The following is a 17,762-nucleotide window of genomic DNA, read 5'->3' as shown; positions in this document are numbered from 1 at the left end:
CCGGCAAAAGTTTGGAGTTGGTAGATGACAAAAAGCAGGCTCTTCGGCTACTCCGATAGGCTTTCGGTCAGACCGGGCGACCTCATCAAGTTCTATGTCGATGCCGAGGGCACAGAGCGGGTGAGCGCGCAGCTGGTGCGGCTGATCCATGGCGATCAGCATCCGTCCGGACCCGGCTTCGTCGAGGAAGAGATCGACTGCGATGCAAACAGCACATGGCGCGTCGGGAAGCAGTTTACGCAAGTCGGTTCATTCCTGAAGGTTGCCGACCCCGAACGGCGCCTGGCTCCGGCAGAGAGCTTCACTGCCTTCGCGTTTTTCTGTCCGACGAGGCCGCAAGCAGGCTGTCGCCAGTCCCTGATCGGCCGCTGGGACAACAAGGAAGCCAGCGGCTTCAGCCTCGGCATTTCAGCGGCCGGCCGGCTCGAATTCCTGATCGGACAGGGAGCCGGCGTCGAGCGCCTTGAGACCGGCGTGCCGCTGCAGGCCAACATGTGGTACTTCGTGGCCGCCGGCCTTGACGCCAAGTCGGGTCGCGCAACAATGTACCACGAAGGCGTCGTCAACCGTTACAACAGCCTGTTGAGCCGGGTGGCGCTGGTCGACTACCAGGGGCGCGCCTCTGCGACCTTCCAGTCTCGACCCCGGCATCTGGCCGCAACGCCATTCCTGATCGGCGGAGCTCAAGATTGGCAGGAGCAGCGCGGTCATTTCGTTTCGCAACTGTACTGCGGCAAGGTTGACCGGCCTGGCCTGTTCGATCGCGTGCTGACCGAGGGGGAGCTGGAGCGAATCAGAGCGGGGCAAACGCCACCGTCAAATGGCATGGTCGCTTATTGGGACACAGCGGCCGGCTACACCGATCAGGGCATTGGCGACCTGGTGACCGATGTCGGCCCCCATGCGCTTCATGCGGCGGGCTACAACCGGCCGGTACGGGGACAGACCGGGTGGAATTGGAGTGGCCGCAATGACTGCTTTCGGCTGGCTCCAAACGAATATGGCGGCATCGAGTTTCACGCGGATGCATTGACGGACTGCAACTGGAATATGACCAAGGCGGTCAAGCTCCCCGAGACCTTGCGAAGCGGAGCTTACGCCATTCGCCTTCAATCACGTCAAGGACGTGCGCTCGTAGAAGACTATATTCCGTTTTTTGTTCGCCCGAAGAGGCCGACCAGCCGCATCGCCTTCCTGTTTCCGACCGCAAGCTACATCGCCTATGCCAATGAGCGCCAGAGCCTGGAAGCGCCGATCACCCAGCCAGTCACGGGCATGCCCCCAGTGCTGTCCGATATCGATATCGAGCTTGGCCAGCGCGACGAGCTCGGGCTTTCAGCTTGCGACCACTGGGGCGACGGACAGGGTGTTTGCTACAGTTCGTATCATCGGCCCATCATCAACATGAGGCCGAAATATCGCTCGTCGAGCACGAACCTTGCGTGGCAATTCCCGGCCGATCTCTCCGTCATCGCCTGGCTCGAACACCAGGGCTATGAGTACGACGTGATGACCGACGAGGACCTGGAACGGGAAGGTGTCGCCGCGCTCGAGCCGTACACGTGCATCATTACCGGTACCCATCCTGAATATTACTCAGAGCGCATGCTCGATGCGACGGAGGACTATATCGCGGCGGGCGGCCGTTACGTCTACCTTGGTGGCAACGGCTTCCATTGGAGCGTCGCCTTCCGCCATGACGAGCCCTGGGTGATGGAATGTCGCAAGTTCGGCCCGGCCTGGAAGACCTGGGATGCACGCCCTGGCGAATACTACATGGCAACCAATGGCCAGAAGGGCGGCGCCTGGCGAGCTCAGGGCCGGCCGGCACAGAAGGTTGTCGGCGTCGGCTTCATCTCGGAAGGATACGGCAAAAGTCAGTTCTATCGCCGCATGCCGGACAGCTATCACCGCACGGTTTCCTGGCTCACAAAAGGTATCGATGGAGAGATCATCGGCGACTTTGGCCTAGCCTATGGGGGCGCCGCTGGCGTTGCCCTAGATCGCTGCGATCCGAGCCTCGGCACGCCGCCGCACGTCAAGCTCATCGCCTCCTCGGGCGGCCACACGGACAGCTATCTCGTGAACCCGGAAGTGATCCACTATGCTTTCGAGGGTCTGTCGGGTTCATACGATTACCGTGTCCGGGCCGACATGGCCTTCTTTACTGCACCCAACGATGGCGCTGTCTTCTCGGCGGGCTCTGTCGCGTTCGGCCAAGCACTTCCGGTGAACAACTTCGAGAACAACGTGTCGCGGCTTCTTGCGAACGTCGTGGATGCATTTGTAAAGTCCGGAGCTCTGCCCGGGGGATGGTGGATCAGCGAGGAGAAGCAATGGCGATAAAGGGCTGTCACTAGATAGCAAAACGCTTTAGACGTCATGTCCTGCAACGGCTGCGGGAGGCGTCGAATTGAGCAAAGGCAAGCAAGCAAGTCAGAAGCGCCAGGACAAGCCCAAGAAATCGCGTGCGGGGGAGCAGATTGCTCCGCCCACCGAGACGGCCGTCGCGAAGGCCCCCATCGACGAGAGAATGGGCGCTGCCATCAGACGTGCTCGACTAGAGCGGGGGCTGACGCTGAGTGATCTTGAATCGGCCGCAAACATTTCCGTCCCGATGTTGAGCCGGTTTGAGAATGGTCAGTCCACCGCCAGCCTTGTGATGCTTGAGCGGATCTGCGCGGCGTTGGGTACCGATCTGTCGATCCTATTTAGAGAAGTCGAGCAAACGACCGGCGAGGCCCAACTCATCAAGGCCGCGGACCAGATGGAGGTTGTCCGCTCAGGGACAAAGCACGGACACACCTATCGCCTCCTGTCCTATCACAAGGGCCCGCGCAAGATCTTCGAACCCTTCCTTATCAACATGGACAAGGAGAGCGAGAGCTATCCCCGTTTCCAGCATCCCGGCACAGAATTCATCTACATGCTGAGCGGCCGGATGGAGTACCGATTTGGCGACAGAACCTTTCTTGTCGAGCCGGGTGACGCATTCACCTTCTCTGGCGATGTTCTTCACGGTCCGGAAAAACTGCTGGATGACCGCATCGAGTTCATCACGATCATCATATATGCCGAGTAAATATTAGTTCTGCTGTGCTTCAGCTCACACGGTAGGCCTTAGATGGCCGCGGGGTCTCATGTCGAAGGGTGTCAAACAGTGCTCGTCTCCGCAACGGGGCGTTCGAACCGGACCATTCTTGGTCTCTCACGGAGCTAGCGACTTGAAGCCGGCGCCTACGCACGCTTTGCTTCTTCTCGATGGAACTCGCGTCGGATTGATCTGGCGATAGCGAGTGAAAAATGCACATACGAGCGCTCAGACGCTTGTCCAGGTCTCTCGCACCCGTAGTCCAAAGCCTATCAACGGCATCGGAAAATGAAGTTTGCGCCACCGGCTTGTCTGGATCCGCTCCAGCCACATTCTGGTTCGGGTCCAGCAGGCCGGTCAGGGCAAGATCGCTTATCAGCCCCGATGCAGCCGTCTCTGTGCTTCCAAACTGCTCATACGGGCCTTCGGGCAAACCGCTATGTTTCCAAGGAAACTTAGCGCCCGCGCCTCCCCAATAGGGGTTCTTTATCAGTGAAGCTGAAGAATCTCTCACACTTGCAGCCAGCACGGAGCAGTGTTGACTGCTACAGGGACTTCCTAACTGCTCCTTTATCTGACTCGCTTGAACTGGTAACGGCATCCTTGATAAATGCATTTAGGTAGGTGCCTACCGAAGAAGCCGCTGTGAGGCCTTCAAACAGGACCTTGGGCACAGCAAAGTAGTGGTATTCACTGCCATTGAGGAATTGCACGCCCAGGACATTCGCAAAGTCGTCGTATCCAACTGCACCGACGGTGCTGGATCTTACTTTCACGTAGTCCATTATTCTTCTCCAAATCTCTCATGCCAACGCCAGAATCGCTCTACAGAGCCGATCGAGCGTGGGAATCGTTGCGCCTTTCTCTCTCAGGATCGTCAGATGATCGCCAATATGAACGGTGTTCTTGACAAAGCTGCCGGACGGATTGCCCAAGCCCTTGGTGGCTGCCGAATAGGCACTGTCCCACAGCGCTGCTCCAGCTTCTTGCTTGAGGATTGAGCCAAGATTTTCGGGCCAGACCGCATAGCTGCTGGTCCACACCGGATTGCCTGGAAAAGGCGTGTTTATATCGCCGCCCAACAGCGTCAGAATTTTCAGGTTGTCGAGCTTGTGGAGATTTCGACGACCGGGGTTTTGCTCATTCCCATCGGCATCAAAGACGACGAAGGTCGGAATGCCGAGTTCCTTTGCTATGAGCAGTGGCTCTATGATTGAACTCTTTCCGTTCGCGGCCACGATGTTGCAGCCTGACTTGCGATAGTCATCCCAGAGATGTGAATATGTCATCCACGCGGTGATGTAAGCCGTGTCTTCCAGACCCTCGACCAACACCAGTTTCTGGGTGAAAAACATCTCGTTGATGTGAGGTTGCAGAGCTTGATGAAGCTGCGCGCGCTCCGCCTCAATCGGCGTCACCTTCTCTTCAGAGATCTCCGATAGCCTCTGGACGACCTTTTCGCAGGTTGTCCACCGTATGCTGGATTCCCTTTTTGTTTCGTCCCTTCGAACCAGACGAACATGTTCAAAATGTCGCCCTGATACAAAATGCGGACTATGGGTCGAAACTAGGATTTGCGCATTTCCCTGGCTTAGCTTCTTGAAAACAGAGGCCAGATGGCGTGCTTGCGGGGGATGTTGATAAAGCTCCGGCTCCTCGCATCCGAGGATTAGCCGAGGCTGCGCCGTTTCGCTTGTCGCGGCGAGCTCTTGAAGGAGAACCAGCAGATACGATCGCTGTAGACCGTGCCCAAATCTGGCGAGATCGCCTGAAAAGGCTCCCTCGCTCGCGAATAGCCGAGCTGTAGGGTCGGCTATCTGTATGGACTTGACCGGATCCTCGGTCCACTCCAGCCGCGCAACGGCCTCCGGATGTGCCCATTCACCAAGCTTGGCCGTCAGAGCTTGCGAGAGATCATCTAGCGCGGTTTGCTGCTTCTGGATGATTTTCTTGTAAGAGTCAGAGGGTAGAGTCTCTGAGAGAGGTGATCTCGGTATCAAAATTCACCTTTGATCGCACTGTCCGGGCCAGGAGCTTGCCAAGGGCAGTGTTGCGGCCTTCAACGTTTTCCTTCGTCGCGTCTTTAACTGCGGGAACGTAAACCCACTGGATATAGCGGGATAGACGATCGCCGCCCTTGCTGAAGCCGTAGAACTGATCTTCGCTATCGATCAGAACGCACCGCTCTGGATGGTCTTCTTCGTATGATCGAAGCGCTTGTCGATTGGCTTCCTTGCCCCCCTTCTTGGGAAGACCGAATTCGGGGTGAGTCTCTCGCACGCCCTCATAGATTCCTGCTAACTCACTCGCAGAGGCGCCGTCGTTGAATCTTCGGAAGAACTCACTGAACTCCTTCATTGCGCTTCGTTTGGCGAACTGGCGAACCGTTGCCTTGCGTGTGATTTCGCTGAATTCCGCAAGCGCTGATACAACCAAGATGCCTGACCGGTAGTATTCGGAGAAATCCGCCTGCGCCTCGGGTTCAAGATCGTGGAAGGTCAATGTAATCTCAACCGGCTGTTTAGTGTTGCCGTTGCGGAAATCTTCAGCGTCGAGCTCGATGAGATTTGTCGGAGCTTCCTCCGTCTGACGAAAAAAGATGTTCAGTGCGCAAAGAACAGTGGACTTTCCGGCGCCATTCGGTCCCACCAAAGCTGTGTAGTCATCCAGATCAACCACCATGTTTTTGAAGGACCGAAAATTCTTAATGGCAATAGACTTAATCTTCAAAATTAGCCCCCCATTCAAGACAATCAAAGCTAGCAGCAAAAACTAAAGGCCGGGCCTCCAAACGATAAGTGTTTGTGGACAAGTTCGGGTTGGTCCCAGGCTTCATCAGCGACAGTTAATCGCGCCGGCAGCTCTGGTGCCGCCGTGCGCTCTCAGCCTGTTCTCAAAGGGCGAGCCTACCTCTTTGCGGCGCTGCATTTCACCAAGTTCGTGGGCAACCGAGCTTAACGTGGCGCGCGTTCATTTGATTTGCGCAGATTTCACGCGCCCGCTGCGATTTGAGAGGAGCGTTTCCCTCCGGTTAGCGAGCCTGGCCTAGATTCGGCCGATCAGCGCGGATGCGAGCGCCCCCGAGTTCAGTGCGTCTGTAGCACTTGGTTGACGGAGATGATCTCCCATACAATGGCGGCATCGATTCGCAGCGTCCGGGGGCGCTGCCCACCTAGAGAGGACCGAAAATGCAGGATAGCGAGAAAAAGCCGGGGAGCGATCACGGCTCGAATTTCGTCGAAATCACGGTGGTCGTGAACGGTCAGCCGGTCGTGATCAGAGCCCTAGAGCAGCAGCCGCTGCACGTTATCCGTCAAAAGGCGCTGGAGGAAACCAAGAATCTGGCTCAACCGCCCGAGAACTGGGAAATTAAGAACGAAGGGGGCGAGCTGCTGGACCCGGACAAGAAGGTGGGCGAGTTTGGATTTGACATGCAAGTGACGCTTTTCCTGAGCCTTAAAGCCGGCGTGGCCGGTGTCTGACCTCCAGACTGTCGATCCCCAGGTGTCGCGCGTTAAGTTCGCACGGGAGCTTGCCAATTATCGCAGCATGGAAGCAGCCTATCGCAAGAGGGGGTGGTTTCTGCTTGATGCGGAGTTTCCGAAAATTTTGGTGGTCTTCGCGGCGACCAACCTGCGGCCATCTCCAATTGTCGCTGCGGTCGTGCTGGACTTCACCAACTACGATCTTCAACCCCCCTCCGTCACATTCGTAGACCCTTTTACGCGAGAACCGATCCCGGCCAAGTCCCTGTTGATTCAGATGCTTCGCCGCCCCGGCGGGCTGAGCCCACAGGCGTTCGCAATAATGGCGCAGCAGGGTACGGTCCAGGCATCGCAGATGATTCAGGCCGATAGTCTCGAGGATCAGCCGTTTATCTGCCTGCCCGGCGTGCGCGAATACCACGACAATCCGGCACATACAGGTGATTCATGGCTTCTGCATCGGAACTGTGGAGAAGGATCCTTGGCGTTCATTCTGGAAAAGATATGGGCCTACGGGGTGAACCCGCTCGCGCATTATCAGGTGCTGGCGCAGGCGCCCGCAATCAACATGGCTCTCTCGCTGGCGGCGATACCGGAATGATCAGAATCGCCGACGTGACGGCGCTATCCGTCCCGCGCAACTGCGTGGATGAGCTCCACACCCATTTGCGGAAGGTAGGACGCGATGGACACGAAGGTCTCGGCCTCTGGGTAGGGCGGCAGGCGGGCCATCACTTTCAGGTGTTCAAGACCCTTATTCCTGCCCAGCGCCACATCCGCACGGGCGACGGCGTCTGCGTCGTGACCGGCCCAGAAGAGCTGCATCGCATCAATGTCTGGCTCTACACGGAGAAGCTTGCGCTCATTGCCCAGATTCACAGTCATCCCGGCCAAGCGTATCATTCCAGCACTGACGACGAGTACGCGATCGCCACCACGGTAGGATGCCTGTCGCTCGTCGTGCCGAACTTCGCGCGGGCGCCGTTCGATCTTGGGAACATAGCGTCCTATCGGCTTGACGGGCGCGGAGTATGGCGCGCCCTGACCGCCGGCGAAGCCGCGCGGATGATTTCGATCGAGGATTGAACGATGGCCATGGCCAACTTCATGGACCGAGCGGCGTCTGCGGCGTCACGGGTACTGATCAACTTCAAAGTTTCGGCCTTCGAGGACAAGCTTGCTGCTCAGGTGATCGGCCTGACTTTCGACGGCGCAGCCGTGCAGTCGCCGGAAGGCAAGGCCAGCCTAGATATGATCATCAGGCTGTTGTCGCGTCTCTATCCGACGATTGCGCTGCGACCGCTAGATGCAATGGCGAAGGATCACGTTACCGCCCTGGAGGCTCTGGCGAAAGCCATCAATCCGGAGATTGAGCTTGCTAAGGCCAGGAAGGCCATCACAGTCGCCGTGGTTGTTGGAAGCAGCCCATCGCGCATTAGGTGTCCGACTTTCTTCGTCGGCTCTGACGCATGGAGGGCCAAACTTTCGAACCGCAGTCCGGTTGGCTCCGGGACTTCGATGAATCCGTTCGGTGCAGGAGCTGCTGCGTGCTTCGCTGCAGCCAATGTCTTTCGGTCCGTGTTTGCCGAACAGTTGCAGCGCGGCGCGGCCGATGAACTTATCGACCTATCGATGCTGACCTACGGCCACAGCGCGGGTGATTCTGGTCCGGGCTTGGAGGGAACGGATATCGGCGAGACCCACCTCGTCGGACTGGGCGCGATAGGGAATGGCGCCATTTGGGCCTTGGCTCGCGCGGTGGGTCTGAAGGGATCGCTTCGTCTGGTAGACCATGAGGAAGTCGATCTTTCGAATCTGCAGCGCTACGTGTTAGCCGGCCAATGTCATGTTGGGTCGCCAAAAGTGGACGTCGTACGCGCAGCGCTCGCGGACACCACGCTGGAAGTGTCGACGCATTTTGCCAAATGGGACTCCTATGTGAAGGAGCGCAACAATTGGACGTTCGAAAGGGTCGCTGTTGCACTTGACAACGCGCCGGACCGCATTGCCGTGCAAGGAGTGTTGCCGAAGTGGATTGTAAACGCCTGGACGCAGGAGACTGATCTCGGCGTGTCGCGCCACGGCTTCGATGACGGTCGCGCATGTTTGGCCTGCCTTTACTTGCCTTACGGAAAGATAAAGGACGAGGACGAGAGGATAGCTGAGGAGCTTAAGTTGCCGGAGGCCAAACAGGAGATCCGGGTGCTTCTACAAACGGACAGGCCGGTGGACGCGGGTTTCGTCGAGCGCGTTGCGAAAGCCTGCAACGTTCCTTTTGAATCCCTTCAGGAGTTCGTCGGCCAGCCCCTCCGATCCTTTCATCAGCGGGCAATCTGCGGCGGAATGGTTATGCGCCTGACGGACGGAGCGCAGCCTGTTAGAGCTGTCGTGCCCATGTCGTTTCAGTCGGCTTTAGCTGGCATAATGTTGGCGGCAGATCTCATAAAGCACGCTTCGGGGCTACTGAACACACCAACTACGAGCACCCGGATTAATCTGCTCCGTCCACTCGCGGAGTTTCTTCATGATCCGAAGGCGAAAGATGCATCGGGGCGCTGCATCTGCGCGGATCAAGACTTTTTGGCAGCGTACCGGCGGAAGTACGAGGTGTCGCGCGCAAACTGAGCCCAACTTTTTACGTCTCGATCGCATTGAGATGTGCAAGGATCTGGAAATTTGGCTAAGAGCCTCGGCTGGAAAGAAGTCTCAAAGCTGTTCGTGGCCGGCGCTCCGTCAACTGCGTCCCAATCAGTCTCGACAGGTATGGCCGCACGGTCGCGGGCAGGGATGTTGGGGAATCGTTCGCGCGCAACGGGCACGCGCTTGATTGGCCCATATTCGAAGGGCAGATATCACGATGCTAAGCGCGCTGGCTTGGCATACTGGAAAGGCAGCTACGTCGGCCGTATCTCTATCGGGTATGCATCCGCTCAAGTGGAAGGCCGTCGGCATGTTCGGACGATGCAAATGCTCATCCTCGATGCGATCCCAGCGAGGCGCCAAACCACAACGTTGACTGACCGCACTTGGGCAGGCCGCTCTGGCGCGGTTTGGGTGACTCACGCTACCCTGTCATTCCCAATCACCTCACTGCACAATGGGAACGAAATGGTTGCAGCCACCCCTGAATTGGCGACCTCCGGTTACGCGCTTGAAGCGGACGGCCGGCTCAAAGCGGGATTTGCAACCAGAACGGCGCCTGGGTCAGGTGCGGAAGAACTAAAGAAGCGTTTTCCCACGCTTCAGATCAGGATCTATGACGCGCAGACAAATGCGCGCGAGGAAATCTAGGTCCTCCGACCTAAGCCTTTGAGGAGTTCTTCCGCTTGCGCGCGTCCGGCTCCGCCGCATCGGACCCTCGTGAAACCGAGCCGAGTTGCGTCTCGGCATCCGGCTCCGATGCCTCGCGCAAGACCTGCGGAGCTCCTCGGAGGCACTCAGGAGAGGGGGCAGCCTTCATGACGCATGCCGGCGCCAATCACTGCCCCGTTCCCAAGGTACCCTCTTAAGTGGGAAGAGCGATCCGAAACTTGGCAAGCTTTTGTGCCAGTGAGGAACGCCGGTTCTCGCTTGTGCTGTCGCCACCCGGAATAAGCCAGGCTGGAAGTGATAGAGGCGGTCATCGAGCGACACGCCCAGGTGGATCGCGCCGACGCCGGGCTCGATGGATGAGCTGCGCCGGGCAATGGGGAACCCACGGCCGTCGACAGCGCGACCGGACCCAAGCTGATCGAGCAGAAAGACGGCGCCTCACAAGGCTCAAACGCTGCTAATCGTCACGATTGCAATGGTAAAAGTCCCTCGCCGACTGACTCGGGGGCAACATGGTTAAGGCATTTCGCAATACGGTCATGGCACTTACTTTTGTAGGAATTGCCGGCTGCAACATGTTTTGGAATTTCATGAATGACTATATGGTCTGCGGCCTTGCGCTGGCGGCTTCAGTGACAGCCGGCTTTTGCGTTGAGCGCATCTTCATTGAGCGGTCCCGTCGGGAGATGATCCGCCTCCACGGCGCGGACTGGCATTCGGCGGAGAACCGACAGCTCGACGCATGAACGTCACCCGTCGCCCGCTCGTCATTTTCATCATCCGATTGTTCGCATTCGACCCGAGGGCCTTGGCCAGATGATCAAACCGGTCCATCCATTCCGGTTCGCTCGCATCGAGCGTCTCCGAGAGCTGCTTGAACGAGACTACGGAATGGCAGTTAATCCGAATGCGGGCGTGAGCACCACGAAGCTGGTGAGACCCCGATCCGCAGCTGCTCGATGCAGGTTTGGTACTCAGTCGTGATCTAGGAGGGTGCGAGCTGGGTCCTTCGTTGAGAGCCGGCGAACGCTACGGCACGCAACCGGTCGATACGCCGAGTAGCATCACGATCTGGATGGGCGACGACCATAAGCTGACTCGACGTAGGGGGTGATTGGACGCGCCCGTGCATCCGCCACCCAGCATCGGGCCAAGAGCGGACTTTTGGATTCCATACGCAACAGAATGTTGCGGTTGAATCGAGGTGGATTCGTATGCCGGCTGGCAAGCCTCACGTCGCGCCCCACGACGCTCCAGAGCATCTTCGCCTATCCGCCGCTGGCGCACCGTATCAGCTCACGTTTTGAATTCAACGCTGGTTCGGCCAGGCGTGAGTTTGTGCGTGCGTTCGAGGCCTATCGGTCGCGAAACCTTCACGTCCTTGTCAGCTACAGTGACACGATTCATTCCGATCGCAGATCTCGCGGGACTCAACGAGAAAGTCCTCGCGGAGGTTACGGTTTTATCTGAGCGCATTCGACATCATTCCCAAGGAGCGAGTTTGGGCGTTTGGGCTAGTCAGGGCAAGTGCTTGAATTTGTGCTCGTTGCGCCTCCGTAGAGTTTCACTGGATTATCCGGTCTCAGAACCTCATTTGCTCATGCGAGGTCATCCTGGCCAAATGAGCCGCTTCTCGTAAAAGATCACTGCATATCCGTGCAACATCCCTTCCCTGCGGCGAACATAGCCAGCGCTCTCATAAAGTCTTTGGGCCCCTACTTGGATCGTTGTTGTATCGAGCATTATCCACTTGAAACCGAGAGCAACAGCTCGCGACTCCAATTCACGAAGAACCCTCCTTCCAAACCCTCGTCGCTGAAAGACGGGGTCGACCCGCATACGTTTTAGTTCTGCGACATCATCATCAAAAGGTTTCAGCCCACCCATGGCAGCGAATCGGGGACCAATATGCGCAACTACGAAGTCTCCGCCCGAGGCGATGTATACTTCCCCGATATTGCGTAAATCATCCTCCCAAGCCCCTTCCGGGCCACACACACCAACATCCTGCGATGCGCTTCTGTGCAGATGCCATACATCATCGCTATCTCCGGACTCGAACCGACGAACGATCAGTTCGTCTTGAGACATCGACTATTACCTCTCGACCGGTGGCGGACGCCTGCGCCTCTGGCATCGTTGTCTGTTTTTAGCCACGCAGAGACCACCGTCGGCTTACCGGCGCGCCTCTGTCAACAGCCGCTGAGAAAGGACAGCCTCAACACTTTCCGATACCTCAACTCCGACAACTGGACGACCCGGCTCAACCGTATATTTTAAGGCCGTACTACGGTGCATCCGGGTAAACCGATCCAGTGCACAAACACAGGACGTGCGCAGCGTTCCGATTTCGCCGCCGTGATGCTCCACGACTGGCGAAATGGTCGCAACCCTGGGAAAGTCCGCTTTCCCCTTTAGCCAACCTGGCTTGAGCGGTGCACTCCCTTTGCCTGACGACAGCCAGCGGAATACCTCGCGAATGCATCTCTGCGGATAATATTCGGACAGCCGATACAGATCCCTATAAAATTGCGGTTTCTGGTCGAAGAGTTCTTCACCGACCAGTAGCACCGAGACCGCCACGATACGGGCCGAGAAGCGGCCGCTTGGACCAAGCGTATTCTTGTAAGGATTCTTTCCGTAAAACACACGAAATTGGCCAAATAAGTCCGGCGACATATGTTCAGAAAAGCGCGTCAGAACATTGTTTGCTGACTCAAGGCGCTCCAGGCATAGCGCAAGACATTGCCCCGCATCCACGTCGGCCACATCACGCAACTTAAGCAGAGCGTCCATTGCTGACTGCAATTCGCTCTCGATGATCTGATGGCCCAGGCAAAAATCTCGCTCCTCGACCCCGGCCGCGCCGAGGCAGTATACGCGTGGATCGTTCTGCAACGGATTCGTAAGGATCATATCTTCATAGGAGAGGACCTCAATGCCAGGCTGCCGTTGACAACTTGAGCGCGCAAGGCGGCTCAGTACCTCTCCCACCGTCAGCTCGGCGTCCACGGGATGAAGGCCGGCAAACGCAGACATCTGATAAGCACAATTTACGAGATATTGGATGTCTGTCTTAGCGATCTCGAAGTCCGACTGCGGCAGACTTAGCAACTGCGCTTCATAGTCCGTCTCCGCAATCATCGCGTTGATGCTACGCCCAAGAGCCTTAACCGCTTCATCTGGTCGTTCACTGCATTTGATCTCCGCAATGCAGTGCGGCAGTTGATCGGCGACAAAATTGCTGACCAGCCCAAGCGGGCGTTCTCGCTGCCGGCGATCAATGCTATCGGTCAGATGCGAAAATATGTCCTCCGCCTGGCAGGGCGACCCTTGCGGGGTGGAAACGGAAAAAGGAGCGACCATAAATGAGCGCGCCCGCGACTTCATCGAAACGCAACTTGCATTTCGGCACTTGACCCGTATCGTGCGGCCGGTGAGTAATCGTGTTTTTCGAGCAGATCAGTTCGTTTGTCTATTATCTTACTGTCGTTGTACGCGACCCGCTCGAGTATATTGTTCGAGAAAAATAGCAGCGATACGGCGCCCGAATTGATAGTGCCGGCGGCAGTTAGCGAAAGCAGGCCGTTTGAAATGCAGATGAGTCCTGCCTCATTCAAGAGTTCAAGCTCGCGGCCAAAGCATTTCTCGATGGACACCCCAAACTCCCGCTCGAAGCGGGAGAGCAACACCCCACTGCTTCGCAGGGCAAACATTACCGTTCTGCGCATGAGATCATCTTGCGACAGGACAACCCCCTTCCACACAGGCTTCTCGCCCGCCTCAACCCTATACAGGTAGCGATCTAAATCTGCCTCGTTATAGAACTGGCACTGGCTCATGTAACCAAATCCGGCAACCCCAAACGGGACCAGATTATTGTCGTTCCAGGAATCGTATTTGCGGCTCTGTTGAACCGAGTGTGGCTGCGACTGCTTACTCCAATAGAAAATCGGCCCATGGCGATAGCCGAGTTTCGTGAGAATGTGCTCGGCCATAAAATGCATGATAATGCGCTCCTTAGCCCCGGCAAATTGATATCGTCCTCGAGCCAAATGGCGGGCTACGGGGTCTGTAGATTTAAACATCAATGGGAATACATTGAACTTCTCTATTCCCATATCCAGTAAGCCGATAAGTGAGTCGTACCAGCTCCGGAGCGTTTGCTGCGGCAACCCATACATGAGGTCAAGCGACAGATTCTCAACGCCCATCTCATTCAGTAACTTTACGAGTTGTACTACCTCGTCCACGTGGTGCCCGCGGTTCAATATGCGTAAAATGCTCGGATCTAGACTCTGAACGCCCAATACGAAGCGGTTTACGCCGGCTCTAAGCAGTGTGGAGATGCGATCTGCAGCGTCCACTTGCTTTGCAAGAGAGGGATGCAATTCGAAACTCACCTCCGACTTAGACAAATCAAAGCGCCGGCTAATCATACCAAATAGCGTTTCGAGTTGACGGTTGGTCAAGAACGAGGGAGTGCCGCCTCCAAAAAAAGCAGTCTCAACAGCTCTGCCGGCCAGCGCCGCGTCCGACCAACTCATCTCTTTATCTAAAGCCGCCAGATAGCGCTCCACTCGCCCGGAAGATGGATTGATTTCCTTGGCGAAGTGGCAAAAGGTACAATACTGATCACAGAAGGGGATGTGAAAATAGAGATCAATTGACGACGTAACCTGAAGCAACAACTTTTCGGCATTCAGGTCTCCCATTGCCTTGAGAGGCGGATATGTGCCGACAAGATAATCGTTGTGCGTGTCAAGGTGCAAATTCCGTGACCTCAACATGTCAAGGTTAATGTCGTACGAGCGGTCGATCGCGAATTCCAAGGCCTCGGAATAGGTCGGCGCGCGCATTTTTTAAACTCCTCTAGCTTTCGTGTGAAGGCAAGGCGCGATGGCAGCTTCGTTCCTCGTGTCACATCGCGCTCTTCAGCTCGGGCTCGATACCGAAGTCGTGCATTTCGATCAAAGGCGCGGATTTGTCGGCTCCCACTCGAGGCAACCACCGTAGACCAGAACGAGTGTCGCCATCCGCTCGGGGACACGCAGGATGATTATGGTTCGGCGAGGAAGACAGATGCCGTGGCCGAGGCCGAATGTCCTTCGGGCGTTGCGAAACGGCACCGAGGAAGACTTCAGGCGCCGAGGAGTGCGAATACTGCTCGAGAAAATGGTGCTCCACCTCCGAGTGTGACCAGCGCCGAGTCGGGCGCCGAGCTCGATCTGCTCCAGCGTGCCATTAAACAACTTCTGTCCGTTCCCCTCTTCGAAAGGAGGCGGCCATTGCTCGAGACCGAGCTTGATTTGGTTTCCTCCCGGTCCGACGCCGACATTCGCATGCCGCTGCATGCATTCGCCACAGAGCCGCCCAAACGTGTCACGCTGGTTTGGATTTGCTCGGGAGTAAGCGCGCTGAATGCTAGTCGCGTCTGGTGGTCTTGAGAGTTATCCAACGTGAAGAACGACAGCGGCACCCGCGAGGGACGCGGCAAAGCTTTAGGCAGGACCGCACTCAATAGCGCAGCGTCCATGGCGATTTGGATCAATCGAGCAAGTTTCATTTGAACTCCTGGGCCGGCGAATGCGAGGCCGTCAAGGTCGTGCGGATCCTTTACGGTGTCCTAGCAATCCACGTGCCACCAAAGAGATTTGCGAGCCGCCTCGCTTGAAGAGGGCAACACGATGTGCTTCGCGTCCACCGACGGAATACTCGCGCCTCAGTGTCTGGTCCCGGACATTAACGTCTTCAGCCGGACACGGCTGAACACGACAACGCGGAATGTTGAATGACGATGGCGGCCTCTCATGCCGAACTCGAACATCCGCTCCAACGGCGACCTTACGACCGAATCGCTCGTCTGATGGAGGCAGCGTCCCGGCACGTGATGGATATGCAAATGAACTCGTCGCTTTCTTGCGGTGGGGTGGCCACGGAGCGACTTCGATCTATTGGCGGCGCTCGGCGCGGACTTGCCAGGCGCGGTGCGCGTCGTTCCGAGCGACGAGGCTCGCCGCAGCGCGTCGGCGCGGCCGACTCTCCGGTCAAGGTGCCGTGGATCATTCTGCCCGGTTTCATCGATCTCCATGACCATCTCACCTGGAATATCCAGCCGCGATGGCTCACCGGCCGGAGTTTAACAACTGCTATGAATGGTAGGATTCCGCGGAATAGGATTGCTTGCTGAACAATCCGCACTGCCGGGCAATCCCAACTTTGGCCTGCGAAGCGCAGATGTACGCGGAGATCAAGGCGCTTGCCGGTGGGGCGACCTCGGTCCTCGGCGCTTGCTGAGCAGCGATAAGAGCTCTGCAAACCATCCGCGCGTGCGGGACTTGCCCGAAATCTGGATAGGGGTTCCGGCTTCTCGCAACAGCAACCGGTCTCCGACCGGCCGTGCGCCGGGAGCCTCCACCTGCACGCACCAAGCCCATTGGCACTTGCTGTGGAACGCGCCTCTGTGCAAGACAATTCGTCCCAGAAGGGCAGTAAGGGAACCGCACTGTGACAGCTTCTCTCGATGGCGAAATTCACGACGGCGGCCATCATATGCAGGTCCGCGTCTATTTCGAAGATACCGACTCCGGTCAGATTGTTTATCACGCAAATTTTTTGCGCTTCATGGAACGCGGTAGAACGAACTACTTGCGCCTGCTCGGAACCACTCAGCAAGCACTACTCAAAGAAGTCAAGAACGATGCGCCCGGCTTTGCCTTCGTTGTCCGCTCCATGACGATCGATTTTCTAAAACCGGCGGTCTTGGATGACCTGCTTGACGTCGTCACAGTCCCGCAAGAGGTGAGGGGAGCGTCGATTGCCTTGCTGCAGGAATGCAGGCGTGGAGACGATCTCCTAGTCACGGCGCGTGTACGCGTAGCGTTTATTTCAGCCGGAAAGGCGCAGCGCATCCCGAAGTCGCTGCGGCTCGCTATGGAAGGGCTTAGATAAATCTGCCGCCCCATTCAAGCTTTTGCCTTCCAGCGCCCAATGAAATCAAGTCATTAAGCTTCTGTTGCGACATAGGCAAACCAGTGTTCAGTATGGCGCTTTATCCTTGTCGAGGGGGATGTCCCGGGTTCTGTTGAATTTCTGAAAAGGTCGGCGTTGCCCACCTTGAGCCGGTAGGCTCGGGGTGCTGATTCCACAAAGGAGAGCAACGCCATGACGAGAGATATCACACCGGCTGGTTCGCCGGCGACTGGGGCTGTGGACGAAGCGTTTGCGGAAGTGCGAGCGAGCTTCGATCGGTTCTGCCTTGCGGCAGGGATCGAGGCGCTCGGCACGATGATGGAGGCGGATGTGACGGCGGCCTGCGGGCCGCGCCACGGTCGCGATGCGGCGCGGCGGGCGCACCGTTGGGGCCGAACGCGGGGACGGATCGGTTTCCACGGCGGCAAGATCGAGGTCGAGCGCCCGCGGATCCGGGGCGTGGACGGCCGCGAGGTCACGATCCCGAGCTGGGAAACGGCGGCGCAGGAGGACTGGCTCGGTCGCTGGGCGATGAACCTGATGCTGATCAATGTGTCGACGCGCCGGTTCGGCCGCGCTGTCCGGCTGCCCGAGGGTGACGTGCCGGCACCGCCCGGATCGGGGATTTCGAAGTCGGCGGCCTCGCGGAGGTTCGTCGCGCTGTCGGCGGCGCGGCTGGCCGACTTCATGGCTACCGATCTGTCCGCGCTCGACCTTCTGGTGGTCCAAATCGACGGGCTGCATCTCGGCGACGATCTCGTGCTGGTCGCCGCGATCGGGGTTGACGGCGAAGGCAACAAGCATCCGCTGGCGCTGGTGGAAGGGGCGACCGAGAATGCCGCAACGGTTCAGGCCCTGCTGGACAACCTGGTCTCGCGCGGGCTCGACCCGACGGTGCCAAG

General features: G+C 57.5%; 16 protein-coding genes. 10 read left to right on the top strand and 6 right to left on the bottom strand.

The genetic code is table 11. From position 1 onward, the window contains the following. Positions 1-24: 24 nt before the first annotated feature. Positions 25-2,346, top strand: a complete 2,322-nt coding sequence (locus IVA81_RS33170; protein WP_247326130.1) for a LamG domain-containing protein — start codon at positions 25-27, stop codon at positions 2,344-2,346. Positions 2,347-2,413: 67 nt separating this feature from the next. Further along, the gene (locus tag IVA81_RS33165; protein WP_247326125.1) at positions 2,414-3,082 is read left to right on the top strand and encodes an XRE family transcriptional regulator; all 669 of its coding nucleotides are present in this window, start codon (positions 2,414-2,416) and stop codon (positions 3,080-3,082) included. Positions 3,083-3,636: 554 nt separating this feature from the next. Here the strand turns inward: IVA81_RS33165 and IVA81_RS33160 are convergent. The 3 genes from IVA81_RS33160 to IVA81_RS33150 form a co-directional block, all read right to left on the bottom strand. Further along, positions 3,637-3,876: a KTSC domain-containing protein gene (locus tag IVA81_RS33160; RefSeq protein ID WP_247326122.1), complete on the bottom strand. Its 240-nt coding sequence runs from the start codon at positions 3,874-3,876 to the stop codon at positions 3,637-3,639. Between the two features lie 18 nt (positions 3,877-3,894). Then, entirely contained in the window at positions 3,895-4,509 is a 615-nt protein-coding gene (locus IVA81_RS33155) for a TOPRIM nucleotidyl transferase/hydrolase domain-containing protein (protein ID WP_247326119.1), read from the bottom strand. Between the two features lie 541 nt (positions 4,510-5,050). Beyond that, positions 5,051-5,821 carry an AAA family ATPase gene (locus IVA81_RS33150; protein ID WP_247326117.1) on the bottom strand — a complete coding sequence of 257 codons (771 nt, stop codon included), beginning with the start codon at positions 5,819-5,821 and terminating at the stop codon, positions 5,051-5,053. A 458-nt stretch (positions 5,822-6,279) separates the two neighbouring features. Between IVA81_RS33150 and IVA81_RS33145 the strand changes: the two genes are divergently transcribed. From IVA81_RS33145 to IVA81_RS33120, 6 genes are all read left to right on the top strand, one after another. Next, positions 6,280-6,573, top strand: a complete 294-nt coding sequence (locus tag IVA81_RS33145) for a DUF2604 domain-containing protein (protein ID WP_247326114.1) — start codon at positions 6,280-6,282, stop codon at positions 6,571-6,573. After that, complete coding sequence (locus IVA81_RS33140) at positions 6,566-7,177, top strand: putative metal-binding protein (protein WP_247326111.1); 612 nt, start codon at positions 6,566-6,568, stop codon at positions 7,175-7,177. The genes IVA81_RS33145 and IVA81_RS33140 overlap by 8 nt, the downstream gene beginning before the upstream one ends. Then, complete coding sequence (locus IVA81_RS33135; protein WP_247326107.1) at positions 7,174-7,662, top strand: Mov34/MPN/PAD-1 family protein; 489 nt, start codon at positions 7,174-7,176, stop codon at positions 7,660-7,662. Before IVA81_RS33140 ends, IVA81_RS33135 begins: the two co-directional genes overlap by 4 nt. A 3-nt stretch (positions 7,663-7,665) precedes the next feature. Continuing rightward, positions 7,666-9,201: an E2 ligase fold family C protein gene (locus IVA81_RS33130; RefSeq protein ID WP_247326105.1), complete on the top strand. Its 1,536-nt coding sequence runs from the start codon at positions 7,666-7,668 to the stop codon at positions 9,199-9,201. 342 nt (positions 9,202-9,543) lie between these two features. Continuing rightward, positions 9,544-9,867 (top strand): hypothetical protein, encoded by a 324-nt coding sequence (locus IVA81_RS33125; protein ID WP_247326103.1) that lies wholly within the window; start codon positions 9,544-9,546, stop codon positions 9,865-9,867. A gap of 533 nt (positions 9,868-10,400) precedes the next feature. Next, a complete protein-coding gene (locus IVA81_RS33120) occupies positions 10,401-10,634 on the top strand; it encodes a hypothetical protein (RefSeq protein WP_247326101.1) in 234 nt (77 codons plus the stop codon). An 862-nt stretch (positions 10,635-11,496) separates the two neighbouring features. On the opposite strand, the gene IVA81_RS33115 is transcribed toward IVA81_RS33120, so the two are convergent. From IVA81_RS33115 to IVA81_RS33105, 3 genes are all read right to left on the bottom strand, one after another. Further along, positions 11,497-11,979 (bottom strand): GNAT family N-acetyltransferase, encoded by a 483-nt coding sequence (locus tag IVA81_RS33115; RefSeq protein ID WP_247326098.1) that lies wholly within the window; start codon positions 11,977-11,979, stop codon positions 11,497-11,499. An 84-nt stretch (positions 11,980-12,063) separates the two neighbouring features. Then, complete coding sequence (locus IVA81_RS33110; RefSeq protein ID WP_247326096.1) at positions 12,064-13,278, bottom strand: hypothetical protein; 1,215 nt, start codon at positions 13,276-13,278, stop codon at positions 12,064-12,066. Beyond that, positions 13,275-14,747 (bottom strand): coproporphyrinogen-III oxidase family protein, encoded by a 1,473-nt coding sequence (locus tag IVA81_RS33105; RefSeq protein ID WP_247326094.1) that lies wholly within the window; start codon positions 14,745-14,747, stop codon positions 13,275-13,277. The genes IVA81_RS33110 and IVA81_RS33105 overlap by 4 nt, the downstream gene beginning before the upstream one ends. A gap of 1,648 nt (positions 14,748-16,395) precedes the next feature. Here IVA81_RS33105 and ybgC point away from each other — a divergent pair. Both ybgC and IVA81_RS33095 read left to right on the top strand, forming a co-directional pair. Beyond that, complete coding sequence (gene ybgC, locus IVA81_RS33100) at positions 16,396-16,839, top strand: tol-pal system-associated acyl-CoA thioesterase (protein ID WP_247326092.1); 444 nt, start codon at positions 16,396-16,398, stop codon at positions 16,837-16,839. A 213-nt stretch (positions 16,840-17,052) separates the two neighbouring features. Further along, a partial coding sequence (locus IVA81_RS33095) for a transposase (RefSeq protein ID WP_247326089.1) occupies positions 17,053-17,762 on the top strand: 710 nt, incomplete at its 3' end.

Origin of the sequence: Bradyrhizobium sp. 141, from assembly GCF_023074055.1 — a bacterium.
Classification (GTDB): domain Bacteria; phylum Pseudomonadota; class Alphaproteobacteria; order Rhizobiales; family Xanthobacteraceae; genus Bradyrhizobium.
This window is presented reverse-complemented; position numbering and strand designations above follow the sequence as displayed.